We start from the raw sequence: 25546 nt of genomic DNA, 5'->3' as shown, positions 1-25546 counted from the left end.
TATGTTTAAAACTAACTCTCTGAGTATCAAACAAAAAGTTGTACTTGGAATTACCTTTGCGGTTCTTGCATCGACAGTGATTGTCGGCGCGATGGCACAACAGCAAGCAAGAGATGTATTGAGCCACCGTTTGGTTGATATTGAGCTTCCCGGTATGTTGGAGCGAATCAATGGTGAAATTGATCGTGAAGTCTCTCAGCTATTGTTAGCGGCGGAGCAAATTGCTTCAAATGAATTCATTTCTGATGCAATCGAATCGACCGAACGCGATGCCGCGCTAGAGAGTAAACTGGTTAAACAACTGAACAATGTTCGTAACCAATATCAGCTGAACGATGCCTCGGTAGCGAACCGTCAAACAGCTTACTACTGGAACCAAGATGGTTTCTTACGCCAGCTAAACCAACAACAAGACGGTTGGTTCTTTGGTTTTACTCAGTCAGGCCAGCCAACCATGGTGAGCATGTTCCAAGAAGCCAATGGTGAAGTGAAGATGTTTGCTAACTACCAACAGCCTTCTGGTTTGGCGATGTCAGGTTTATCAAAATCGATGGATGACATGGTTAACCTGCTGAACGGTTTCAAGATTGAAAATACAGGCTTTGTATTTTTGACTGATAGCCAAGGTGATGTACAGATTCACCGTGAGCGTTCTCGCAGTGATTCTTCACTTCAACAACTTTACGGCCCTCAATCAAGCCAACTATTGAACAAGTCGGGTTTCAATTTGATTACCACTGAAAGCCAAGGACAAGAACTGTTTGTGGCGAGTTTGTATGTGTCGTCAATGGACTGGTTCGTTATTGGTGTGGTACCAACCGGTGAAGTGTTTGCTGAGCTCGATGCGACTGCGCAGAAGATGCTGATCATGACTGCTATCGTGGCTTTAGTCTTTATCCTTATGGGCGTAGTGCTAGCAAACAGCATCACTCAACCGATTAAACTTCTGGCTAAGCGATTCGGTGACCTTGGCGAAGGTGATGGCGATCTGGCGCAGCGTATCGAAGTGAAGGGCAACGATGAAATTGCACAGCTTTCAAAGGGCTTTAATGGATTCATTGAAAAGATTCACGAGTCTATGAAAGAAGTATGCTCGACAAGCCAAGCGCTTCAAGTGGCGGCAGAGAGTGTTTCTAGCAAAGCACACATCACCCACGATAATAGCCAAGAGCAACGTGATCAAACTCTTCAAGTGGTTGCTGCCATTAACCAAATGGGCATGACAATCAGCGAGATTGCATCAAATGCGGCAACGGCTGCGGAAACGGCCACTCAAGCTTCGGGCAATACTGAAGTCGGTCGCTCTGTTGTAAATAAAGCAAAAGATGCAATTAGCCGCTTAGCTCAAGATATTGAGAGCACGGGTCAAGTGGTGGAGCAGCTTGCTTCAACAACACAAGATATCGGCTCTATTCTGGGTGTTATCCGTGATATTTCAGAGCAAACCAATTTACTTGCATTGAACGCAGCTATTGAAGCAGCGCGTGCCGGTGAGCAAGGCCGTGGCTTTGCCGTGGTCGCAGATGAAGTACGAAATCTAGCAAGTCGCACGGCAGACTCAACGGAAGAGATTCAGAAGATGATCAACCAGCTGCAAAGCGATGCTAAAGATGCAGTAGCAGCAATGAGTACAGGTAAAGTCATTACCCTTGAAGGTGTAGCTGCATCGGATGAAGCCGTAGATGTACTGGGTGGCATTTCGGACCGCATCGTAGACATCACCGATCGTAACACGCAAGTCGCAACGGCAACGGAAGAGCAGTCAACCGTAGTTCACACCATCAACCAGAACATTGAAGAGATTAACGCAATCAATGAAGTGACAACGGGTACCGCTGAGCAGCTTGCTGAAGCTAGCCAAGAGCTTCGCGACCTTTCTTCTCGCCTAGATAAGATGGTTGGCTCGTTTAAGCTTTAATCTCTTTAAGCTGTAGCTGGCTTAGAAAGAGACATAGACGAAGAGCTGGATTCATTTAATCGTGAATCCAGCTCTTTTTATTTACGGGGTTGTTTTCTTCTAACTGGCCTTAGCTTGATCTGGTTTCGGGCTTTGCACTTAATCGCTCTAGCATCACAGAGCGTAAATGAGTAAAATCTGATTAGGTTTAATATTTAGGTAAGTATCATGAGCGATTTTGAAAAAGAACTAGAGCAGATGACTCAAGAGATGGGCGATGAGCCAGAAGTAAAACTGCCATCAATTGAAGAGCAAAAAGCGATCGTTGCTGAATTTAAGCGACTAGAAGCGGAAGGCAAACTAACACCAGAAGTGTTAGAAAAGCATTTTGGCCAGTTCAACAAAACAAGTGATACGCCAATCCACTAAGTTTCTGCAGGGCAAACCTATATCGTTTAGATGGGGTGGCTTTTTAGCTCAAACAGATAAAGGTCTAGCATCCGCTAGGCCTTTTTTATTGCTGCGCGATAAGTTAACTGAGCTGTGCGCAAAGTTAAACAATCAAAGCGAAAGTAGTTGGCGCCTTTAAACAAAAAAATCCCCCTTACTTGGTAAGAGGGATTCGATATGGGCAAGTTATATCTTAAAAAGGCGAACCGACTAGTCGGTGCCGTATTCTTTGTACAAGCGACGACATGCTCGACCATCGCTATGGAACAAGTGACAACGGTGCGCAGGAATACCAATCGCTAGTTTGTCACCAGACTCAATCGTCAACGTATCTGGCTGGCGATAGATAACGTCAGCATCTGCGCTGTCGAGGTTTAGGTAAACTTGTGTTTCGTTACCTAATTTCTCGACCATCATCACTTCAGCTTCAATCGTCGCATCACCTGTTTCAGCAGACAACAAGTGTTCAGGACGAACACCCAGAGACATACGGTCACCAGCATTGACAGTCGTACCATCAACAGGGATCCAGAAAGTCATACCGTTAGAAAGTTGAACTTGGACGCGTTCTGCTTCAGCTTGCTCGATGTGAACAGACATAAAGTTCATCTTCGGCGAGCCAATAAAGCCTGCCACGAAACGGTTTTGAGGGTAGTGGTAAAGATCAAGAGGTTTACCCACTTGAGAAACATAACCGCCATCAAGAACAACAATCTTATCGGCCATTGTCATCGCTTCCACTTGGTCGTGGGTAACGTAGATCATAGTGCAACCAAGTTGACGTTGTAGTTTAGTGATTTGCGAACGCATTTGAACACGCAGCGCAGCATCTAGGTTAGATAGAGGCTCATCAAGTAAGAATACGTTTGGTTGAGAAACTAGAGTACGACCAATAGCAACACGTTGACGTTGACCACCAGATAGGGCTTTAGGCTGACGCTCAAGAAGGTGACCAAGCTGAAGGATTTCTGCAGCATGTTCAACACGCTTATCAATTTCAGCTTTGTTTGCGTTTGCTAACTTAAGGCCGAAAGACATGTTGTCGTAAAGGTTAAGGTGAGGGTAAAGCGCGTAAGATTGGAATACCATACCTACGCCACGCTTTGAAGGCTCAACGTCATTCATGCGTTGGTCGCCAATGTACAAATCACCAGACGTAATGTCCTCTAGACCTGCGATACAGCGTAATAGCGTCGATTTACCACAACCTGATGGTCCAACGAATACTACGAACTCACCTTCGTTGATGTCTAAGGTTACGTCCTTAGAAATCTGTACATCACCATATGATTTATAAACGTTTTTTAACGTGACACTCGCCATCTAGCTAGTCCTCGATCGATCAAATTTTAAGTTTTACTGCTTATCATTATAAGAAATTTTTGGGTCAGCAGTAACTGTAGGAATTGGTAAGTATTGAATGAGTAAGAAAAAAAGTGGGTGAGACTTGGATTCTTTAACCAAGCCCACCCGTCATAGCCAAACTGGTGCCTATTTCCCCCACATCCAGCTAAATCTCCCCCGTGATTCAATCACAGATTTAGCTTGATGCTTAATAAAGACAACAGCGGGCAGTGAAGCCAACTAAATGAACAATGCTTCACGCATAACATTCGCTGGTAAAGGGTTCTTACTATCCACTCTTGGATGGATGCAGTTTCGGTGAATTGGCGCAATCGTACATCCTCCCAATGAAAATTTAACGAGGGGGAGTAGGAGGGGAGGAGTAGATAAATGGGGTTGCTCCCAATTAGCGATCCAGTTCAAATAAATTCACCACATAACGGTGATGTGGATCACGATGAGTATGCACTTTGTGACTTCGCTCTCTAATCTGACCGGATGACGATCACGAAATTAAGCCATAATAGCTAGGGCGTAGTGGCTAGGATGATGAGTTAGGGACTGTTTTCTCAGATCATAACCTCGAAAACTGGCTCGTCTTAATTGAATGCGCCCTACGTATAAATATAAAAAGGATATTGACATGAAAAACGCTCTAAGCGCTGTAGCTCTAGGCACAATTGTGGCTCTGGGTTCATTTGGTGCAAACGCTGCTATCGAAGAAGGTCAACTAACTATTTGGGTTGGTGGCGATAAAGCTTATGAAGGAATGGCTGAAGTAGGCAAACGCTTTGAAGAAGACACTGGTGTTAAAGTAACAGTGGCTTTCCCAGATAAACTAGAAGAGAAGTTCTCTCAAGTTGCAGCGGCTGGCGATGGCCCAGACATGATCTTCTACGCTCACGACCGTTTTGGTGGTTTTGCAGAAGCGGGTCTTCTTGCTGATATCAAACCTTCTAAAGAGACTAAAGAAGGTATCGTAGACTTCGCATGGGACGCTGTTTCTTACGAAGGTAAAACAATCGCTTACCCAGTAGCGGTTGAGTCAGTTTCTCTTATCTACAACAAAGCACTTGTTCCTAACCCACCTAAGTCTTGGGAAGAAATCCCAGCACTTAACGCTGAGCTTCAAAAAGACGGTAAGAAAGCGATCATGTGGCCTCTACGTGGCGGCGCTTACTTCACATGGCCTCTACTAGCAGCTGACGGCGGTTATGCATTCAAACAAACAGCCGAAGGTTACGACATTAAAGATGCGGGCGTAGCGACTGATGGTGTTCAAAAGTCTCTAGGTTTCATCGAGAAGATGGTACAAGACAAAGTTATCTCTGCAGACATGGACTACTCAGTTGCTGAGTCTGAATTCGTTGCGGGTAACGTTGCAATGACAATCAATGGTCCTTGGGGCTGGGCAAACATCGAGAAAGCAGGCGTAGACTACGGCGTTGCAACACTGCCTAAGTTCAACGGTAAAGCGTCTAAGCCTTTCGTTGGTGTATGGGCGGGTGGTATCAGCACTGCTTCTCCAAACCGCGACCTAGCCGTTGAGTTCATGGAAAACTACCTACTAACTGATGAAGGTATGAAAAGCTTGAACGATGACAAACCACTAGGCGCAGTTGCTCTTAACTCTTTCCAACGTCAACTAGACAGTGACACGCGTATTGCCGCAACAATGGACAACGCGATGAACGGTGAAATCATGCCTAACATCCCTCAGTTCACTACATTCTGGTACAGCATGGAAGAAGCGATCGGCAACGTTGTTGATGGCCGCCAAACTGTTGATCAAGCACTGAAAGGTGCTGAAGCTCGAATGACTAAGTAATACTCAAGTTCTACCTTTAAGGAGGGGGTAACCTCTCCTTACTTTTCTATTTTTTATCTATATCGTTAGCAGGTTCCTCTATGCAGTCAGTTCAAGGTTCAGATGCGATCCCGGCACCATCAAGCCTTCCAAGCAGTAAAAGCGTCTTCATCAAATGGGGGTTGCTTGGTAGTGTTGGCTTAATTAATGGCTACGCTACAATTTTAATGTATTCTCGCGGTGAGCTCGCATTTGCGCTTCTTACTGTGATCTTAACGGCTTTGGCACTTTACATTTTTGGTAGTAAGAAAACTTACGCCCACCGTTATATTTACCCAGGTATTGCCGGAATGATTTTATTCATTCTTTTCCCACTGGCATACACCGTCGGGCTTGCGTTTACTAACTACAGCGCAAAAAACCAGCTCTCTCTAGAGCGTACTCAAACCGTTCTTTTAGACCGTTCATTCCAAAGCGGTGAAAGTTACCCATTTACTTTGTACAAAACAGATAACGGTCACCAGATCGTTGTGAAAGATGGCGACCAGCTGTTAGCAACTGATGTATTTTCTCTGGCAGGTATGACAGCAACAGAGATGGACCTATCTGCAATCGAATCTGTACAAGGTGAAAAAGAGAAGATCAAAGCGATCATCCAAAACCGTTCTGCGATCAGTGGTGTAGACTTCCACTTGCCAGATGGTGATGATATCCGTATGAGTGGCTTGCGTAAGTTTGCTGCCGTCGCACCGCTTTACACCCTTCAAGGTGACGGTGAAACGTTAATCAACAATGAATCTGGTGAAGTATTGAAACCAAACATGGAAGTGGGTTTCTACCAACCGGTTGACGAGAAAGGAGAGTTTATTGGTAACACAATATCTCCAGGCTTTGTTGTAGACATCGGTACGGCTAACTTTGAACGTGTTTGGAAAGATGACGGCATTAAAGAACCGTTCATCAGTATCTTCATCTGGACCGTTGTATTTTCTATTTGTACGGTTGTTTTCACGCTTGCCATTGGTCTGATTCTTGCGAATATTGTGCAGTGGGAAGAGCTAAAGGGTCGTTCAATCTACCGTGTTCTACTGATTCTGCCTTACGCAGTCCCAGCGTTTATCTCGATTCTTATCTTTAAGGGCCTATTTAACCAGAGCTTTGGTGAGATCAACATGGTGCTTGAGAGTATCTTTGGCTTAAGCCCGAACTGGTTCTCCGACCCGATTCTTGCGAAAACCATGGTGTTGATTGTTAACACTTGGCTAGGTTTTCCTTACATGATGATTTTATGTATGGGCCTATTAAAAGCGATTCCTGAAGATTTGTACGAAGCGTCAGCAATCGATGGTGCTAACTTTCTTGATAATTTCAAGCGAATCACATTCCCATTGATGATTAAGCCGCTTACACCGCTATTGATTGCAGCATTTGCCTTTAATTTCAATAACTTTGTAATGATTCAACTATTGACGAACGGCGGCCCGAACATGATTGGCACTTCAGAGCCCGCGGGTTACACAGACTTACTTGTAAGCTACACCTACCGAATCGCATTTGAAGGCGGCGGCGGTCAAGACTTTGGTCTAGCAAGTGCTATCGCAACGCTTATCTTCCTATTGGTTGGTGCACTCGCGTTATTAAACCTACGTTTCACTAAACTGACTCAAGATTAAGGAGCACGACAATGGCTATGGTACAAGGTAAAGGCCTTAAATACCGAGTGTGGGCAACGCATGCAGTGTTGTGGTGCTTCTTAGCGCTAATTATCTTCCCACTATTAATGATTATTGCTATCTCGTTCCGTGAAGGTAACTTCGCAACCGGTAGCTTGATTCCAGATAATCCATCTTTGGAACACTGGAAATTAGCTCTGGGCATGTCAGTGACCAACGCTGATGGTTCGGTAACGCCACCTCCATTCCCGGTACTTACTTGGTTGTGGAACTCGATAAAAGTAGCGGGTATTACGTCTATTTTGATTGTGGCGCTGTCTACTACATCGGCTTACGCATTTGCTCGTATGCGCTTCAAAGGTAAAGAAACTATTTTGAAAGCGATGATGGTTTTCCAAATGTTCCCAGCAGTATTGGCTTTGGTAGCGATTTACGCGCTGTTCGACAAACTTGGTCAATACATCCCGTTCTTAGGCTTGAACACGCACGGCGGTCTAATCTTCTCTTACCTAGGCGGTATCGCACTACACGTGTGGACGATTAAGGGTTATTTTGAGACGATTGATAATTCTTTGGAAGAGGCTGCAGCACTGGATGGTGCGACGCCGTGGCAAGCGTTCAGATTGGTTCTATTACCTCTGTCAGTGCCAATCCTAGCGGTTGTGTTTATTCTATCTTTCATTGGTGTTGTTGGTGAGGTACCTGTTGCTTCAATCCTATTATCGGATGTGAACTCTTACACGCTAGCAGTCGGCATGCAGCAGTACCTATATCCTCAGAACTATCTATGGGGCGACTTTGCGGCAGCGGCTGTACTATCAGCACTTCCGATTACGATCGTATTCTTACTTGCTCAACGTTGGTTAGTTGGCGGTTTGACGTCGGGTGGTGTAAAAGGATAAGCTGTACCCTATAAGAAAGACAAAGAGCGACCTTATAGGTCGCTCTGTATTGGCATTTTTATTACATCATTTGGTTTGGCCGCCGATCAGTAATAAAAATAACCCTCAGGTTACGCATAGCTGGCTACTAATCAGGTTCCTTACGCTATTAATGATTAGTGGTTTTTGTAACTCTAACCCAAGTATTTACTTGGGTTTTTTTATGCCTGCTACTTTTTGCGTTCTACTTTGTCTTGATGTTCGTTTACCTGTCAATTCTTGTGCTCATAACGGCTTCATGTTCAAAGCTTCGAGTCACTTCTCTCCCGAATCTCTCCTGCGTCATTCCTCTTACAGGATGACATGAACGAGTCTCACAAATCAGACACTCAGTATAAAGGGCAGTTGCTCTATTGATATATTGCTAATATTTCAATGCGTGATACTTCAATGATTTGTATGCAACGATTAGCCTGATTGCACAGAAAATGTCTATAACGGCGGGCTACTGTTGATGTGTTGTGAGTAGCTATCACTCGTAGTTGTTGGTTTGCTTGGAAGTATCTTTCCATTCAAAGGTAAGAGGGAATCGGATGTTGTGATTAGAGTTCTCTACTAGAAGGAGCACAGCCAAGATGCTGCAACAGCACATAGATGCTTTCTTGATCGAGTGCGACACGGCGAAAGAGATCCGCAAACGTGTTATCCCCGCCAAAACAAGTCTGGATATAGTGGTTAATTTCATTGCTATCGTAACCTTCTACGTACAAGGTTCTGACCCATTGGTACTCAACTGCCTTGAGGTTATTCAGTGTAGATTCGCTAAGAGTGGGGCGTGTGACGCTCAAGAGTAGCTCCGGGAAATTCAAATACATCCATTATGATTGGCGGTATTTAACCAGAGCTAAATGACGACTTTATTACAGTTCGAGCAAATTGCTAAACAATAGCGGCTTCATTTCAGCCCTTGGCTAAGTATCACGCTATATAAGCCGTATTGAGACAAGTCGTATTGAGGTAAGCGGTGTTGGGTAAGACGAAGCTTTGTCTGTGAGAGTTTAAATAGGGGAGTAGAGCTAGATAAGTAAATGCCAAGCAGGTGCTTGGCATTGTAATAAGGTTTTGTAGCGTAGTTGGTGAAGTTTACTTAAGGTACTTAACGTGTGCTTCCATCTCTTCACCGATCTGTTTTCGCATGTTCATTAGGCGAATAGCCGAATCTCTTAATTCGATGTCTTCTGGTGTTTCTGGTACCCACTCCGGCACCTTGGTCGGGTTACCATTTTCATCAACAGCGACCATAATAACGATACAGTGAGTCGTTAGGCGGTTGTTGAGTTCTTTAGGGTCGCTGGCTTGAACGTCGATAGCGATGTGCATAGAAGATGAACCGGTATAGATGACCTTCGCACTTACCTCAACAAGGTTGCCAACATGGATTGGCGCAACGAATCGAATTCCCCCTGCGTAAGCGGTAATACAGTATTTACCACTCCACCCAGCAGAACAAGCGTAGGCTGCTAAATCGATCCACTTCATTGCTGCACCACCATGAACTTTACCACCAAAGTTCACATCCCCAGGTTCAGCTAAAAAACGCAGAGTAACGTCTCGTTTACCATCTGGTCGGTTATTGTTACTGCTCATCTATCTTCCTTCATTATTATTGTGCTGAATAACATGCTTGTTACTTGCTAATAACAATATACTTAAGATGACATAAATTAAAGCGGTGTTTCTCACGATTAAGACTATTTTTTCAAACAGGTGACGAACGGATGAATATTGATGTTTAAAGGCGGTAGAGGCGAGTGGCAAACGCGGATGAAGCAAGATTGAGCAGGTGCCTAACCATATTGAGTAAGAACCAATAAATGTTGAGCTGACAGCTAGAAAGGTCGATTGCAAAAAAAAACACCTAGCGTAATGCTAGGTGTTTCTAAGCCGTTTGGTACTCATTGCGGTACCTTATTTTGTTTTAGCCAACTAACCGCTGTTTATCTGGTTTAGTTAAATTATTTTAGTCTTTTTACCACTAAAGTGGTAGTTAAAAATATTTGTTATTCAGCTCATTTTTACTCTTGAATAAAGTATAGATCCTTCGCGTAGATATTTCCTTTCGGATTATTGTTAGGGAAGCCTTTGAGAGTATTTCGCACTAATCGGGTGTGATTGTAATGATATAAAGGCATAACTGCTGCAGATTCGTTAAGTAGCGATTCAGCCTGCTGGTATAAAGTAAAGCGTTTAGACTGATCTTCCGTTTTACTTGCTTGCTGTAAGAGCTCATCGTAATCGGGATTGCAGTAGCCACTTTCATTTGCCGTGTGACCACAAGTGAACGCCTCTAACAGTGCAGAAGGCTCTGGGTAGTCACCAAATGCCCATGAGCGAGCTAGCTGATAGTCGCCACTTCCCTTCGCTGCAACATAGGCTTTCCACTCCATGTTTTCTAACTCAACTTTTACGCCAAGTGGCTTCCACATAGATGCAATCGCAATAGCTATCTTTTTATGATTCTCACTGGTGTTGTATGTCAGGGTAAATTTGAGCGGCTTGTTTTCGTTGTATCCCGCTTCTTCAAGTAGCGTTTTGGCTTTTGTTAAACGCTGCGTGCTGTCTAAAGAATTGAATTCGGATAAAGGAGCTGTGTAGTCAGGAATATTATTCGGCGTCACGCTGTATGCTTCTGGCTCACCTTGACCAGTGACTTTATCTACCAATATCTCACGATTGACGGCCATGCTGAGTGCTTGGCGTACTCTTACGTCATCAAACGGTGCTTGACGTGTATTGAATGAATAAACGTAAGAGCCCAATAGAGCTTGCGCTTTGATTTGTTCAGGACTTTCTTGGATTAATTTTTGGTAGTACTCAAGCTGAACGCGATTGGTCATATCGATCTCACCAGCTTGGTAACGAATCAGTTCGGCATTTTGAGAGGATAGGCCGAGATAGGTTACCTTATTGATGACTGTCGATGTGTCATCCCAATAATTTGGGTTTCTCTCGACTTCTACGTATTCGTTGGGCACCCATTTACTCAAAGTGTAAGCACCGTTGGTCGCGATATTTTCTGCGCGAGTCCATTGGTCACCTTTCTCTTGAACCAACTTAGCAGGCAAAGGGAAAAAGGTCTTGATGCCCATTAAACTCATAAAGTATGGCGTAGGTTTTGAAAGTGAAATCTCAACCGTGCGCTTATCTAATGCTTTGATGCCAAGCTCAGAGGGAGCTTTGTCTCCTGATAGAATCTCGCTAGCGTTCACGATATTAGCCGTCGAAAAAACAAAACCTGTGTTGTTACCTGTTTTAGGAGACACGGCGCGCTGCCAACCAAAGACAAAATCAGACGCTGTGACTGCCTCACCATTCGACCACTTGAGGTTATCTTTCAATACAAACGTCACGGTTTTGCCGTCTTTGCTGATAGACCACTCTTTGGCTTGCCCTGGGATTATTTGCCCGTCACTGTCCTCAATCACAAAGCCTTCAAACATATCATTGACGATAATGTCACCGGGCATACCTGAGTTTACGAAGCTTGGGTCTAGTGTGTTGGGCTCTGCGCCATTACCACGCACAAAATGTTGTTCCTCAGCTAATAGTTCTTCAGCTAATGTCACATCAGCAGGAACAGTGGCAGCAAAGCTTGAAGCAGATGACAAAGCAAGCAGAGACGAGATGATCACAGGGATCGTTGGTTGAGTCATTGTAATTCCTTTTACAACTTAAACGGTACTCAATGCATTAAACCTGAGTCGGTAACATGTTGCAACCACAATGAACGCGTATTAAAAGCATTTGAAAGGCTTGTGAATAAAACAACAGTGCCTACTTCGGGAGTAGGCACTGTGAGAAAAGTGAGTTTGAATATTTACCCTAATGTGAGCGTTGGGTAATGTGTTTAGCCTTGTTGAGGGAGAGGTGCCTCAAGCCTTGGTTTTCTTTTGATTTGAGCAAGGATGACACCGGAAATTACCATCACACCGCCAATGATGTGGAACTGGTTAATCTCTTCGCCAAGCCAAGTGGAAGCTAATACAATTGCGATAACTGGCATCAAATTCATGAACATCGCACTTGAGTCCGCACCAATGGTATCAATCGCTTTCACCCACATCCAAGGTGCTAAAATCGAAGCGGCCACCGCGGCGTAAGCTATTAATGGGATCGCTTGTTGCGGTGGTAAAAGCTGTTCGCTGGTAAGCCAAAGTGGCGCTAACATTGCGACAGCAAAAAGCCCCTGCATGTAAATCACCACCCAGCTACTGATTGGCATTTTCCAGCGTTTCAATAGCACACAGTAAGAAGCATAAACAAAGGCTGCAATCAGCATATAGCCATCGCCTTGGGTCAATTCTTGATGGATGAAGAACAGAGGATCGCCTTTGCCTAACATCAGTGCTAAGCCTGACAGTGACAATACACCACCCACAATACTCAAACTAGAAATCGACTTGTGCAACAGAGGAACGCTAAGGAACACACTGATCAAGGGCACTAATGAGGTGATCAACGCCATGTTAGAAGCGGTTGTGGTTAAGCCCGCGTAATAGCCTAGAGATTGGTTCAACACCATGCCTAAGAAGCCAAGGAAAGCCAACTTAGACAAGTTAGGTTTAATGATCGGCCATTGCTTGATAACTGAGCGAATACAGAAAGGGGTGAGAATTAACATCGCAAAAAACCAGCGGTAAAAACTCATTGCGCTAGGTTCTATGGTGCTTGCAGCAAGCTTGTTGACGATTGCATTGGCGCCCCAGATACAGACTGTAAAAAATGGTAAGAGATAATGCATGTGAATTCCGTCGCAAATGAGTTGATGCGGCTAGTTTGACAGGTCGTTATACTTACAAGTATCTTTAGAAAGACATCAGGCGCGATAGGAAGACAAGTTTGAAAAAACACTCAAGAAACCTTCACCCATCCTTATCAATAGATAAGGCACCATCCAACGTATTTATGAATTTTGAAGCGTTTCTTTCGAACACGGAAACCCGAGTTCATAGCCACTCATGGGGACAGGTTCAATTGATCAGTGGCGGTATATTAGAGATGGAAGCGGAAGGCACCCGATTTCTAGCGCCACCACATTTGGCGATTTGGGTACCGGCCGGGGTGACGCATTGCAGTTATAACCGTAAGCCTTTGGACTACTGCTCGCTAAATATCGCCCCAGAGCTAACGCAATATCTTCCAGATAAAACTAGCCTTATAAAAATCACGCCGATTGTGTCTTCGATTATTGATGACTTTCGCGATCGTGGAATCAATGTTGCGGAAACAGAACAAGATCAAAGGCTTGTTCAGGTACTACTCGACCAACTTGCGCAGCGTGAAGTTGAACACCACTTCTTGCCTTCAACTGACAATAAGTACCTAGCGCCTATACTGGCTTCTGTTGAAGAAAACCCAACCGATGAAGTGACATTGAAAGATTGGGCTGAGCGTGTCCACACCACGGAAAGAACCCTTTCTCGCCACTGCCAGACCGAGCTTGGGATGAGCTTTACAGAGTGGCGATTGCGAGTACGCTACCTCTACTCAATGGACTTGTTGAGAAATGGCCAATCGGTTAAAGAGGTCGCTCTAACATTGGGTTATAACCAAGCGAGTCCATTTATTACCATGTTCAAACGTTATGCGAACCAAACGCCAGAACAGTATAAGAACCGTTTGTTGTAACCCGAGCTGATCTCGCATGGCTAACATGACGAGAAACCCCGACATAACTATAACGTAGTCAAAGCAACGCACCTGTTACCTAACAGGGTCGACAACGTTGCGATCATTGGCTTGTTAATGTAATCGCTTTCTACTGCTACGTCGTCAAGCCAGTAAATATCTGCAAGTAGGTGAAGATCTTCAATCAATGCTTGGCAACTTTCCTCAGTCACTTTTGAAATATCACTGGGGAAATCATCACTGAGATCGACAATGATCACTCGTTGATGCTTTTTTAGCTTCAATCTTACAATATCTTCTAAATCGGCCATGCTTTTCTCTCTGTGGAAAATAAACATCACACTTTGGCCCTCTCCGATATCGTAGATCTTATAGCGTCGATCATTGAGATAAATAATATTGAATTTCATGTTATCGATTCCTCGGGATTTAAATAATCAGCCAAAATGAAAATGTTGAGTTGGCATTAGACGTTAATTTTTAACTCAATGTCGTTTGAATTGAGTTTGCTTAATTTCACTTAAAGACTCAAAGAATTAGAGAAATTCAAATGTGAATCTCTCAAGTCATATTTGAATTTCTGTAAACCATATTCAGGACACTGTTGGTTATTTATGATCTCTGCATTCATGGTTTTCTAGGAAAGGAAACCTAATGCAGCAAAGGAGATAGGTTCAAAAAAGAATCTAAGTAGCATCAATTAACAGTTGTCAACCCAATGAAAAATATCAATAAATATCTTTTGTTATTCTCTCTTCTTGTAAACGGTTTTTTCTCAAGTTTTGCATGGTCTTCGAGCTCGATGTTGGAGGATGTGTCTGCAATAGCCAAGCTCATTTATGACAGTGAACCTCAAATTGAAGCGACGAGTGATGTCAAAAAAATCAGTAATAATCAATCTCTGACGTATCGAATTACAAAGGCAGAAGCCGAAAGCGATTTGTGGTCGATTGTTATTATTGACGGACAAAGTGACGAGATAGCAGCTGGTGGTCAGCAATTGATTACTAATATCGACAATATGAATTTTCATCGAGAACTCGATGGTAGCTTACTTATCAAAATCTCGAAGTACCGACCTGGTGATGTGAACGCTACTAACTGGTTACAAGCCCCAGAAGGTAGCTTTTATCTCGTGAAGTATGTGTACTTATAGGGTAGATAACATGAAAAAAATATTTGCCTATTTCCTGCTAATTCTCTTATTGATTAGCGCTATACCGAGTTTTTTTGGCGAAAAGCCTGCATTGGTCCTTAATCACGCTGATAGTTCATTACCCATTGAGCCTTTGTTAAGCACATTAGTTAAAAATCAGATAACTCCGCTAGGTATTGAGAATCAACAAGACGAAACTACATTAATCTTTGAAAGTAAAAAAGAACAGCGAGAAGCGCAACAGGTATTGTCATTGGCGTTTCCGTTAGCTCATTCTCATTTTTCATTCGTCAGTGCAGCACCTCAGCTATTTAGCCAGGTAGGGCTAACACCCATTAACCTTGGATTAGATCTTCGTGGTGGCGTGCAGTTCATGCTGCAAGTTGAAATAGATGATAGCGTGAGAAGTTTGGTAGAAGCGACATCGACGAATGCTCGCCACGTGGCTCGTGCAGAAGGGATACGCAGTCGAATTGCTGACATAGACAACAATGGATTCTCGGTCATTATTACTAATTTAAGTAGTCGTGATTCAAACAGTATTCAAAACGTAACCGACCACATGCGTTCACAGTTTTCTGAATGGAAAATCAGTGTAAACGACAACGTATTACGTTTTTCGCTTGATGAAAGCATTAAAGAAGAGCAGGCAAGCCTCGCTATGCAGCAAACCCTAAATATTATGCGCCAGCGTATTGAAAGTTTAGGTATTACTGAGGCCGTCACCCAGCGTCAGGGGGCTGACCGTATATTGATAGAGCTTCCGGGCGTTCAAGATCCTCAAGTAGCGAAGCGTGTTATTGGTGCGACGGCGACGATCTCTTTTCATACGGTTGTTGATTCAAGCCAAGCTGCACAGACTCATACTACGCGTGATGGGGAATCTGTACGCTTGTCTAGGCAACCGGTGTTAACGGGAGAGTACATTATTGGTGCATCCGCATCGGTTGGCGAGTTTGGACAATCTGAAGTGAACCTAGTGTTGAGCAGTGCGGGAGGCAGCAAAATGTCTGACTTCTCACGTAGTAACATCGGTAAACCTATGGCGACCTTATACAGCGAATATCATCAAGATCATAACAACCAACTTGTTCAACGCCATGAAGTGATCAACATTGCTACGATCCAAAGCCAATTAGGAAGTCGTTTTAGAATCACGGGTATCGGGCAAATTTCCGATGCACAAGACCTTGCGCTAATTCTACGTTCAGGATCATTGACCGTACCTGTGACCATTATTGATGAGCAAGTGATTGGTCCAAGCCTAGGTGAAGAAAATATCCAAAAGGGTTTGCTCGCGGTGATGGTAGGTTTAGCTCTGACATTTGTGTCGATGCTGGTTTTGTACCGAAAGTTCGGTGTTATCGCATGTGCCGCGCTGATCGCCAATATTGTCATGATTATAGGTTTTCTATCGTTGATACCGGGAGCAACGCTCACTTTGCCAGGTATTGCGGGCCTTGTACTCACCATGGGCATGGCGGTTGATACTAACGTTCTGGTGTTTGAACGAATCAAAGAAGAAATGCGTTCAGGAAGGTCGCTAGCGAGCGCGATACCAAGAGGCTACAAAGAGGCAAGAAGTACGATTATCGATGCTAACCTGACGTCGTTGATCACTGCGATTATTTTGTTTGCGATTGGCTATGGTGCGGTTAAGGGCTTTGCAATAACGCTCGGGATTGGACTGTTAACCAGTATGTTTACGGGATTACTCTATAGCCAAATGTGGATGACAAAACTTTGGGGGCATGACAATGACAAAGCTTAACCAACGAGTCGCTGATATTCAGTGGTCAAAAGTAAGGTGGAACGGTTTGTTAGTTTCACTAGGGTTGATGTTTATATCAATTGTCCTGATATCGACCAAAGGTTTCACGCTTGGGCTTGAGTTTACCGGTGGTATTTCCCATGTCGTCAATGCTGATGTCCCGGTGAGCTTGGAAGCGATGCAGTCAGCCTTGAATACGGTATTTGATGAATTACCCAATCTAGTGCCCGATGTCACCTACCAAACTTGGCAGTTACAGTTTCCTATTGGCGGAACAGGCGAATTGGAGTTGTTGCAGTGGTTAAGAGCTGTAGAGTTGGAGCTAGGCCATCCGCTGAATCTAGTGTCGAGCTCAGTTGTTGGCGCGCAGGTGGGTGAGCAATTATTTGAGCAAGGTGGTTTAGCCCTGATTGTTGCGTCTATCGCCATTATGTTTTACTTAACTGTGCGTTTTGAATGGCGATTAGCTCTGGGTGCGATTGCTGCGCTACTGCATGATGTGCTGGTGGTTCTAGCATTGTTTGTGGTGTTTTCGATTGAATTTAATCTCACCGCTCTTGCTGCGTTGCTTGCTGTGGTCGGTTACTCGCTCAATGACTCTATTGTGATCGGAGACCGAATTCGTGAGTACCTGACTCGCAGACCGAATCAGAGTACCAGTGAATCTACGGATCAAGCGATACGAGCGTCATTATTTAGGACTCTAGTGACCTCTGGAACGACGTTGTTGACGGTAAGCAGTATTGGCCTTATCGCAGGCGGTACATTAAGTGGATTTGCGTTTGCATTGTTTGCTGGGATTATTGTGGGCACTTGGTCTTCATTAGTGATCGGTACAGCAATACCGGAAAGGATCGGCTTGTCTTCTGAGCATTATAAGCCCAAAGCTCCTTTGTTAGATGAAGGCGGTAATCCTATTCATAGTGAATAGTCCACCGTTTATAGCTTATAGCTTATAGCTTATAGCTAATTGAAAACTTATGGCTCCTATATTGGAGCCTTTTTTGTGCCAAAGGAATTATTCATCATCTTTCATCTAATGTACCAAATATGCTTTTAGATTTTAGATTTTAGATTTCCTATTGGTGACTATTTGGGATGTTATTGAAAATTTAAAATAGTAGTGTGCTCATTTTATCGAATGAATGTATGTTTATTAATAATTTACAGTGAGCTCTATTTTGAATTTCTGTAATTCGTCGTAAACAATAGTTGGTTAGGTACAATTTACTCGACATTAAATATTGAGGAACACATTATGAAAAAAATTGTATTAACTATCTCTGCTATTTTACCTTTAACTCTTTCTGCTGTTGCGAATGCAAACCAGAATATCGACTTTTCAAACCCAGTGTCGACTTATTCTTATGCGAATCTAGGTTATGATAGTGATGGTTTTACAGCTGGCATTGCTGCAAGCCAGGAGATAAACAATGGTTCAACCATGTTTGAATACATTGGTTCTAATGATTTCTACCAACATAATGTTATTGCGACATTAGCGAATAGTGATAGCGATGCCGCTCTTCAGTTGGATTACCTATGGGACACCGATTACAAGGATACAAGTAAAAACTCACATACGGTATTTTTTAATGCCATAAAAACAACCTCTATTGACTCTAACTTCAGCCTTTCTCCATCAATGGGTCTAGGCTTTAATACCAATGACTTATCGACAAACACAAGTTATTTAGCTAATGCAGCACTGACCATGACCTACGCATTCACTAGTCACGTTTGGCTTGATGTTACACCAGAATACACTTATAGCTTTAACGATCAAAAACAGAAAGTCGGCGGTAAAGAGAGTTACCGTGATTTATCTATTGAAACCAATTTAGGTTTCAAATTAGCGCCAAATCAGTTTGTTGAAGCGACATATCGTTACGATGAAAACAATGATCACCATACTGGTATCAGTTACAACATGAGCTTTTAAGCTCCCACAAAAAATCCCCCTTTGTTAGGTGACTGTATTTACATTTATTTTGAAGTGTACAGTTACTTAATGAATAATATCTTTATTTTATTGACAATAACTAACAACTAATAACCAGTAGCTAACAAATGATAGTTCAATTGATTATTAGCTAAGCGTAACGTTTGATTAAATGTTAAATAATAGGTGTAACCATATATGAAAAATATAACTGCTCAGCCATTAATTCTTTATGGGAAAGTTCCCTTTAAATACATTTATTTTGGTTTATCTTCTTATGTAATTGTTATGTGTGGTTTTTGTCTTTGATAGGAGGGATGGGTTAAAGAAAATGATCTTCATAGATAAGTTTAATCGCAAAGGGAAGTGTAATCGCATAGTGAAGTAATTCGCTATGCGATAGTTAAAGATAAAATATATTTATGATGATATTCGTAATGTTAGAAATGACATAAAAATCAAGTAACCAAGAATAACGGCAATAAGTGGGAAGTATTTCATGATTTATCTCCATCGATTATTGATGATTATTTATCGCATAACTACTTCACGAAGCACATGAATTAGAGAAATTCATTATCGCTCGAATTGATAGTGAACCATTCTTAATTCATTTCAATTTTCATTCTTACTATTCATATTGATAGTAAGAATCGTATGCTCTCTGAGAGGGTGTTTCGACTAAATCAAAGGTCAATTATGGTCGCTCGACTTTTAACACTTTTCTTTTCAATCCAAATTGTTTGGTTTAGTTCATTCGCTCACGGACAAGACAAGCCCAGTTTTGTGGATACCTCAACGCCCAATAGCACTCTATCTGGTTTTATTAAGTATTCTGAGCACGTGATCCATTATTGGCAGCTTGAGCAGCTCGATTTACCTGAAGCCCAACACGCTTATGCCCAAGTAACGCGAACCATGGATCTGTCAAACCTTCCCAATCGCAGTCGAACCGTGGTCGTGATGGAAAGAATAATTTTGCTGCACGAAATTCTAAATAGGTTAGGACAAGACGTTCAATTACATCCTTCAGAAATGGCATCACCAACGGGTGACACTGGTCACCAATGGCGTCTCGCTAATACAGACATTCTGATCGCTAGACAGACGAATGGTGAGAAGGTTGGCCAATATCTGTTTACGACCACTTCCATTAATAGCTTATCGAAATGGTATCGCCTGATCTCAGCGTCTACGGAGAAAAGTGAACATGACGTTGATTTGTACCATGAGTTTTTAATTCTTCCAGGCCCGCTATTTTCAATATCATTGATTAAATCTTTACCAGAAAGCTTTAATACCTTATACGCATCGATTCCTCTTTGGCAGTGGTTTGCTTTAGTGAGCGTCTTTTTGTTATGTAGGTCTATGATTAAGTTAAGCTTCTCGCTTGGCGAACGTTGGAACTTACATTGGTATCGAAATGGACTGAAATGGCAAGTTGGCCGCCAGTTATCTTTGGTTGGGGTCGTCTTTATTCTGTTTATTACCCGAAAAGTGATTGATGACGGAATATGGATCACTGGAGGTATCTACCAGTTTTTGTCTACCTCTTTTTTGATTGGCCAGTTTTTCTTCGTTGCATGGTTGATCATGACCATATTCAATTACTTTGCTGAGCTGTATGTATTTAATAAGCATGAAGGCAAGTATGTTGACTCTTCTTTAATTACGGTACTCGCGCGTATTTTTGGCGGCCTTACGATTGCCATCTTGGGCATCTATGTGATCGATTTTATGGGCTTCTCAATCTCCCCAATCGTGACGGGTTTAGGGGTTGGTGGTTTGGCGGTAGCACTCGCCATTCGTCCTGTACTGGAAAACGTGATTAATGGGCTTACCTTGTATGCTGATGGTGGTATCAAAATTGGGGAACTTTGCCGCTATGGCGATAACCTAGGTACTATTGAGAGCATAGGGCTACGATCTACACGAATCAGAACACTAGAGCGTTCTTTAATTACTATTCCTAATTCCGAATTTGCCAATATGGAAATTGATAACCTCGAACGCCGCGATAAGCGTCGGATGAGTCATCGCTTGAGGTTGCGTCCAGAGCTAACTCAAGACCAACTCAAACTTCTGGTTGTTGGTATTAGGCGGCTGTTGTTACAACATCCTAAACTGGATGAAGATCCGGTGAGAGCAAGGTTTGTAGGCGTTGGTGAGTTTGCGATACACATCGATATACTCGCTTATATTATATGCAAAGACCATGAAGAGTTTCTTGCTGTGCAAGAGGATGTGATGTTTTCGGTGATGCAGCAAGTTGAAGCGGTAGGCGCCCAGTTGGCATTCTCTAATCAATACCAACTTGCTCAGGCACTTAACCCTATTGATGATGAACTCAAAGAGAAAGCGACCGAAACAGTTAAGCAGTGGCAAGATAACAATAACTACCCATTCCCTGACTTTAGTTATGAATTTAAAGATGGAATCAAAGACAGCATTATGTACCCTGCGAAAAGTTCAGCGGTTCGCGCAAATGGAAATGGTTAAAACAGAAAGCTTTACCCTAAGGTGATTATCGCTAATTTGAATTTCTCTAATTCATCGTGTTTGCCTTCTATTTACTCCAAAGTAGCGTCAAAATATTTAAGCTACTTTGGAGATATCCATGCCTCGTATTCGTTCTTCACGCATACTTCTTTCTTTTTCTGTTTTACTTATGTCGATGGGGTGTTCGACCGAAGACTCACCACTGATAGGTGATACGCCTCGCCCTGTCCGTTTGACTGAAGTCCAAGCCGTGGGTCATCAAGAAATAAGACGTTTTCCTGCTCAAGTTTCTGCGTCGAAGGAAGTCGAGCTCGCTTTTAGAGTGGGTGGTGAAGTCGTTGAATTTAACTTAAAGCCATCGCAAAGAGTGACAAAAGGCGAAGTCATTGCTCGACTTGATCAGCGAGATTTTAAAACTGAAATCACATTGAAAAAATCGGAGTTTGATTTAGTCAAAAGAGAATTAGATCGAGCGACCCAAATGATGAAAAAGAATCTATTGGCTCAAGCGGAGTTTGATGGCATTCAAGCTCGTCTTCAAGTTGCACAGGGAGCTTTACAGCTTGCACAAGACAGGTTGAAAGATACCGTCATTACTGCGCCTTACAGTGGTCGAATTGCAACGACTCACATTGAAAACCATCAACAAGTGCAAGCTCACCAAGGTATCGTCCTTTTACAAGATCATGAAATGATAGATGTCACGATCCAGTTACCTGAGAGCGTACTTAGCCAGATGGATGCTAAGAGAATTGACCCATCTTATCAGCCCTTAGCGACCTTTATTGGCTCGTCGGCTTCATACCCTGTGACTTATAAACAGCATAAAACGCAAGCAACAGCAGGAACACAAAGCTATGAAGTGACCTTTACTCTGGTCGCGCCAAAAGATAACCATACTGTGTATCCAGGTATGGGAGCAACATTATACCTTGATATCGATAAAATCATTGCCGATAAGCAAGGTGCTCAACGTTTTGTCGTTCCTGCTAGCGCCATTTTAGACAATGACCTGATTGGTCAACCTCAAGTCTGGGTATTTCAAAACGGGTTAGTTTCTTCGTTAGATATCACCATTCAAGGAGTGTCGGCGCGTGGTGCGATTGTTTCTGGAGATCTCTCTCAGAATAGCTATGTGGTGAGTGCTGGTGTCAGTCAATTGTCAGAGGGGATGAGAGTTACGCCCGTCGTTCGTGAGCGAGGTTTATAATGAACCTGACTAATTACGCAATTAAAAACAAAGTCATAAGCTGGCTCGTCGTTGCCATTTTATTGGTGGGCGGTGTGCTTTCGTTTCGTGGTTTAGGACAATTGGAATTTCCTGCATTCCCTATTCCACAAGCTATGGTTAACACCACGTACCCTGGTGCCTCTGCAATGCAAGTTGAGGAAGAGGTCACCTTACCGCTTGAGCGTGCGATTTCTCAGCTTGAATATGTTAGAGATGTCGAATCTTTTACCAGTGCTGGGCTGTCTCAGATTGCGGTGATATTAAAAGAGACCATACAAGCAGAGCAGCAACCACAGGTATGGGATGAATTACGTCGTAAGGTGAATGATATTCAGCCGAGAATGCCACCGGGAGTGAATCCATCGCAAGTCATTGATGATTTTAGCGATGTGTATGGCATTCTCTACAACATTACGAGTAATGAATACACTTATCGCGAACTACAAAATTACGGTGAATACCTTCAGCGTGAGCTTCTTGCTATTAAAGGGGTAAAGAAAGTTAACTTGGCCGGGCTAGTCTCTGAACACATTGTGATTGAGATTGCCCAGCAAGATCTTAATACGTTGAACCTTGATCCCGCTTGGCTTTCTCGTTTGATTCAAAATCAGAACATGGTGTCTAATGGTGGTGATTTGCTACTTGATGGACAATCGATCCGAATCCATTCTTCTGGTGAGCTTAATGAAATTGAAGCGTTAAAATCATTTAAATTTAGCCCGCCGGGAAGCAATGACCTGATCCAATTAGGTGATATCGCAGAGGTAAGCCGTCAGTTTCAGGATAAAGCTTATACCTTGTATCGTAACAATGGTGAACAAGCCATTTCTCTTGGGATCTCGTTTGCGAACAGCGTCAATGTGGTTGATGTGAGTGAACGTGTCAGTAATAAATTGTCTGAACTCGATTTTGCTCGTCCAATCGGCATTGAATTAAACAAAGTGTACGACCAAGGCGATGCGGTTGATAAATCGGTGTCTGACTTTGTGATGAGCCTAGTCGAAGCGGTATTGATTGTTATTGTCGTGCTGTTATTTGCAATGGGTTTGCGTTCAGGCATTTTAATGGGGGCTATTTTATTACTGACTATCCTCGGCACCTTCATTGGAATGAGCATTCTAGGCGTTGAGATTCAAATCATTTCACTTGGTGCTTTGATCATTGCACTGGGAATGCTGGTTGATAATGCGATAGTGATAACTGAAGGTGTCTTAATTGGCCTGAAACGTGGATTAACCAAACGTAAAGCCATTGAATCCGTTGTTAAACAGACCCAGTGGCCCCTGCTTGGTGCAACACTGATTGGTATTATTGCATTTGCCCCGATTGGCTTGTCTGCCGACGCAACGGGGGATTTCTTAGGGTCTTTATTCCAAGTATTAGCGATTTCTTTATTATTAAGTTGGGTGCTTGCTATCACGTTAACGCCGTTCTTCTGCGAACTGATGTTTAAAGAAGAAATAGCCAAAGGTGAGTCAGAGCATATCGATCCTTATCGAGGGTTGATATTTACCCTGTATCGCACGGTTCTTAATACCGCACTAAAAAACCGTGTCGCGACTCTGGTCATCACTCTGGTCTTGCTTATTTCTGCTGTGATCGGGTTTGGCTCTGTAAAACAGGCCTTTTTCCCGCTATCGAATACGCCAATTTTCTATGTGGATGTATGGCTGCAACAAGGCACAGACGTTCGTGAAACAGAACAACGCCTAGAGCAGATCGAACGTACCGTGAGCGGGTTTAATGACGTTCATAATGTCACGACCGTCGTAGGTTCGGGTGCTCAGCGATTTATTCTGACTTATGCACCTGAAAAATCATACAGCAGTTACGGGCAATTGATTGTTGAAGCGAAAGACTTAGCCGCGATCGAAACGATGTTACCTCAGATGAAAGCAAGGCTTGAAAGTCTACATCCTGATATTGATTTTAAGTTTAAGTTAATGGATTTGGGCCCTGCCCCTGCCGCTAAAGTAGAAGCGCGCTTTTATGGTGCGGATCCACAAGTGTTGAGACAACTTGCTGCTCAAGCGAATGAGATCATGCGTAATGAGCCAAAAGCAACCGCAGTTCGTCACTCGTGGCGAGAGAAAACTCAAGTGCTTGAACCGCAACTTGACGGTGCAGCAGCAAGGTGAGTCGGGATAACCAAGAGTGATCTTGATAGAACCTTGTTACGCAATTTAAATGGTGAGCAGATTGGCTTGTTCAGAGATGGCAGTCATATCATGCCGATTGTCATGCGCGCGCCAGATGAAGAACGTTTTGATATCGATAGATTACCTGAGTTACAAGTGTGGAGCCAAGACCAAAGCCGTTATATCCCAATAACACAGGTCGTTTCCGACTTTAATTTGACGACGGAAGACTCTTTAATTGTTCGTCGTAACTTTAAACGTGTGATTTCCGTTATGGCCGATGTGACGCCATTTGGTGATGATACGGCTGAATCTTTGCGCCGTTTGGTCGCCCCTAAAATCGAAGCGATTGAACTCCCTCAAGGCTATCATTTTGAGTGGGGGGGGGAATATGAAAGTCAGCAAAAGGCTACCAACAACCTAATGGGTTCATTGCCAATGGGATACCTGATCATGTTCTTGATTACGGTATTGTTATTCAACACCATTCGTCAGCCTTTGGCGATTTGGTTGACGGTACCACTGGCATTAATTGGTGTGAGTGCAGGCTTACTATTAATGAATATTCCGTTCTCGTTCACGGCCCTGCTAGGGTTATTGAGCTTATCAGGCATGATTGTGAAGAATGGTATTGTGCTGGTGGAGCAAATCAATATCGAAACCGACCAAGGTTCAAATCTTAACCGTGCAATTGTAGATGCGAGTGTGAGTCGTGTTCGACCTGTGTGCATGGCGGCAATTACTACCATGTTGGGTATGATCCCGCTGGTGTTTGATGCCTTCTTCCAGTCGATGGCGGTGACCATCATATTCGGACTTGGGTTTGCTACATTACTAACTTTAGTGGTATTGCCTGTGATTTATGCCTTGTTGTACCGAGTAAGCTATCGTTAACATCTACATGTTCAATACCTTTCATTAGGATAAGAAAGAACGTCCAGAAGTGCATAGGATTAAGCTGATACCAATAATGTTGGTATCAGCTTTTTTGTTCGTATTAGCCTGGAGGAAGTGAACGATTTAGTACTCAAATTTGCAGAAAGATACGTGCTGTTATCAATGTATTTAA

At 43.1% G+C, this 25546-nt stretch carries 18 protein-coding genes and 1 pseudogene; 13 read left to right on the top strand and 6 right to left on the bottom strand.

The features are described 5' to 3' along the window. Nucleotide 1: 1 nt before the first annotated feature. Together AC3CID_RS22195 and AC3CID_RS22190 are read left to right on the top strand one after the other, a co-directional pair. Nucleotides 2-1918, top strand: coding sequence for a methyl-accepting chemotaxis protein (locus AC3CID_RS22195; RefSeq protein WP_488527485.1), 1917 nt, complete (start codon nucleotides 2-4; stop codon nucleotides 1916-1918). Between the two features lie 207 nt (nucleotides 1919-2125). Beyond that, nucleotides 2126-2326, top strand: a complete 201-nt coding sequence (locus tag AC3CID_RS22190) for a restriction endonuclease subunit S domain-containing protein (RefSeq protein ID WP_004732016.1) — start codon at nucleotides 2126-2128, stop codon at nucleotides 2324-2326. A gap of 231 nt (nucleotides 2327-2557) precedes the next feature. Here AC3CID_RS22190 and malK read toward each other — a convergent pair whose 3' ends face one another. Next, on the bottom strand, nucleotides 2558-3670 hold the full coding sequence (malK, locus tag AC3CID_RS22185) for a maltose/maltodextrin ABC transporter ATP-binding protein MalK (RefSeq protein ID WP_171307598.1): 1113 nt from the start codon (nucleotides 3668-3670) through the stop codon (nucleotides 2558-2560). 664 nt (nucleotides 3671-4334) lie between these two features. Here malK and malE point away from each other — a divergent pair. From malE to malG, 3 genes are all read left to right on the top strand, one after another. Continuing rightward, complete coding sequence (gene malE, locus AC3CID_RS22180; protein ID WP_004732013.1) at nucleotides 4335-5519, top strand: maltose/maltodextrin ABC transporter substrate-binding protein MalE; 1185 nt, start codon at nucleotides 4335-4337, stop codon at nucleotides 5517-5519. Between the two features lie 80 nt (nucleotides 5520-5599). Next, nucleotides 5600-7171, top strand: coding sequence for a maltose ABC transporter permease MalF (gene malF, locus AC3CID_RS22175; protein ID WP_171327918.1), 1572 nt, complete (start codon nucleotides 5600-5602; stop codon nucleotides 7169-7171). An 11-nt stretch (nucleotides 7172-7182) separates the two neighbouring features. After that, the gene (gene malG / locus AC3CID_RS22170) at nucleotides 7183-8073 is read left to right on the top strand and encodes a maltose ABC transporter permease MalG (RefSeq protein ID WP_004732010.1); all 891 of its coding nucleotides are present in this window, start codon (nucleotides 7183-7185) and stop codon (nucleotides 8071-8073) included. 581 nt (nucleotides 8074-8654) lie between these two features. Here malG and AC3CID_RS22165 read toward each other — a convergent pair. The 4 genes from AC3CID_RS22165 to AC3CID_RS22150 form a co-directional block, all read right to left on the bottom strand. Further along, nucleotides 8655-8927, bottom strand: a complete 273-nt coding sequence (locus AC3CID_RS22165; RefSeq protein ID WP_114634746.1) for a hypothetical protein — start codon at nucleotides 8925-8927, stop codon at nucleotides 8655-8657. A 268-nt stretch (nucleotides 8928-9195) separates the two neighbouring features. Beyond that, a complete protein-coding gene (locus AC3CID_RS22160) occupies nucleotides 9196-9699 on the bottom strand; it encodes an acyl-CoA thioesterase (RefSeq protein ID WP_004732005.1) in 504 nt (167 codons plus the stop codon). Between the two features lie 428 nt (nucleotides 9700-10127). Further along, entirely contained in the window at nucleotides 10128-11765 is a 1638-nt protein-coding gene (locus AC3CID_RS22155; RefSeq protein ID WP_488527484.1) for a peptide ABC transporter substrate-binding protein, read from the bottom strand. A 194-nt stretch (nucleotides 11766-11959) separates the two neighbouring features. Beyond that, the gene (locus AC3CID_RS22150; protein WP_114634747.1) at nucleotides 11960-12853 is read right to left on the bottom strand and encodes a DMT family transporter; all 894 of its coding nucleotides are present in this window, start codon (nucleotides 12851-12853) and stop codon (nucleotides 11960-11962) included. Nucleotides 12854-12951: 98 nt separating this feature from the next. On the opposite strand from AC3CID_RS22150, the gene AC3CID_RS22145 reads away from it, so the two are divergent. Beyond that, nucleotides 12952-13740, top strand: coding sequence for an AraC family transcriptional regulator (locus AC3CID_RS22145; protein ID WP_488527483.1), 789 nt, complete (start codon nucleotides 12952-12954; stop codon nucleotides 13738-13740). Nucleotides 13741-13787: 47 nt separating this feature from the next. Here the strand turns inward: AC3CID_RS22145 and AC3CID_RS22140 are convergent, their stop codons facing one another. After that, complete coding sequence (locus tag AC3CID_RS22140; RefSeq protein ID WP_054545834.1) at nucleotides 13788-14150, bottom strand: hypothetical protein; 363 nt, start codon at nucleotides 14148-14150, stop codon at nucleotides 13788-13790. Between the two features lie 308 nt (nucleotides 14151-14458). Here AC3CID_RS22140 and AC3CID_RS22135 point away from each other — a divergent pair, with 308 nt between their 5' ends. The 7 genes and pseudogenes from AC3CID_RS22135 to AC3CID_RS22105 all read left to right on the top strand — a co-directional run bounded on the left by AC3CID_RS22135 (nucleotide 14459) and on the right by AC3CID_RS22105 (nucleotide 25371). Further along, nucleotides 14459-14896, top strand: a complete 438-nt coding sequence (locus tag AC3CID_RS22135; RefSeq protein ID WP_488527482.1) for a DUF1214 domain-containing protein — start codon at nucleotides 14459-14461, stop codon at nucleotides 14894-14896. A gap of 10 nt (nucleotides 14897-14906) precedes the next feature. Next, nucleotides 14907-16667 carry a protein translocase subunit SecD gene (gene secD / locus AC3CID_RS22130; protein ID WP_488527481.1) on the top strand — a complete coding sequence of 587 codons (1761 nt, stop codon included), beginning with the start codon at nucleotides 14907-14909 and terminating at the stop codon, nucleotides 16665-16667. Then, the gene (gene secF, locus AC3CID_RS22125) at nucleotides 16654-17598 is read left to right on the top strand and encodes a protein translocase subunit SecF (protein WP_488527480.1); all 945 of its coding nucleotides are present in this window, start codon (nucleotides 16654-16656) and stop codon (nucleotides 17596-17598) included. The genes secD and secF overlap by 14 nt, the downstream gene beginning before the upstream one ends. 327 nt (nucleotides 17599-17925) lie before the next feature. Further along, nucleotides 17926-18609: a hypothetical protein gene (locus tag AC3CID_RS22120; RefSeq protein ID WP_488527479.1), complete on the top strand. Its 684-nt coding sequence runs from the start codon at nucleotides 17926-17928 to the stop codon at nucleotides 18607-18609. 699 nt (nucleotides 18610-19308) lie between these two features. Next, on the top strand, nucleotides 19309-21108 hold the full coding sequence (locus AC3CID_RS22115; RefSeq protein WP_065206734.1) for a mechanosensitive ion channel family protein: 1800 nt from the start codon (nucleotides 19309-19311) through the stop codon (nucleotides 21106-21108). A 118-nt stretch (nucleotides 21109-21226) separates the two neighbouring features. Continuing rightward, nucleotides 21227-22318, top strand: coding sequence for an efflux RND transporter periplasmic adaptor subunit (locus AC3CID_RS22110; RefSeq protein ID WP_488527478.1), 1092 nt, complete (start codon nucleotides 21227-21229; stop codon nucleotides 22316-22318). Then, nucleotides 22318-25371: pseudogene (locus AC3CID_RS22105) on the top strand (efflux RND transporter permease subunit). The gene AC3CID_RS22110 and the pseudogene AC3CID_RS22105 overlap by 1 nt, the downstream one beginning before the upstream one ends. Nucleotides 25372-25546: the final 175 nt, after the last annotated feature.

Source organism: Vibrio sp. QJM3NY_21 (assembly GCF_057785975.1).
This window is presented reverse-complemented; position numbering and strand designations above follow the sequence as displayed.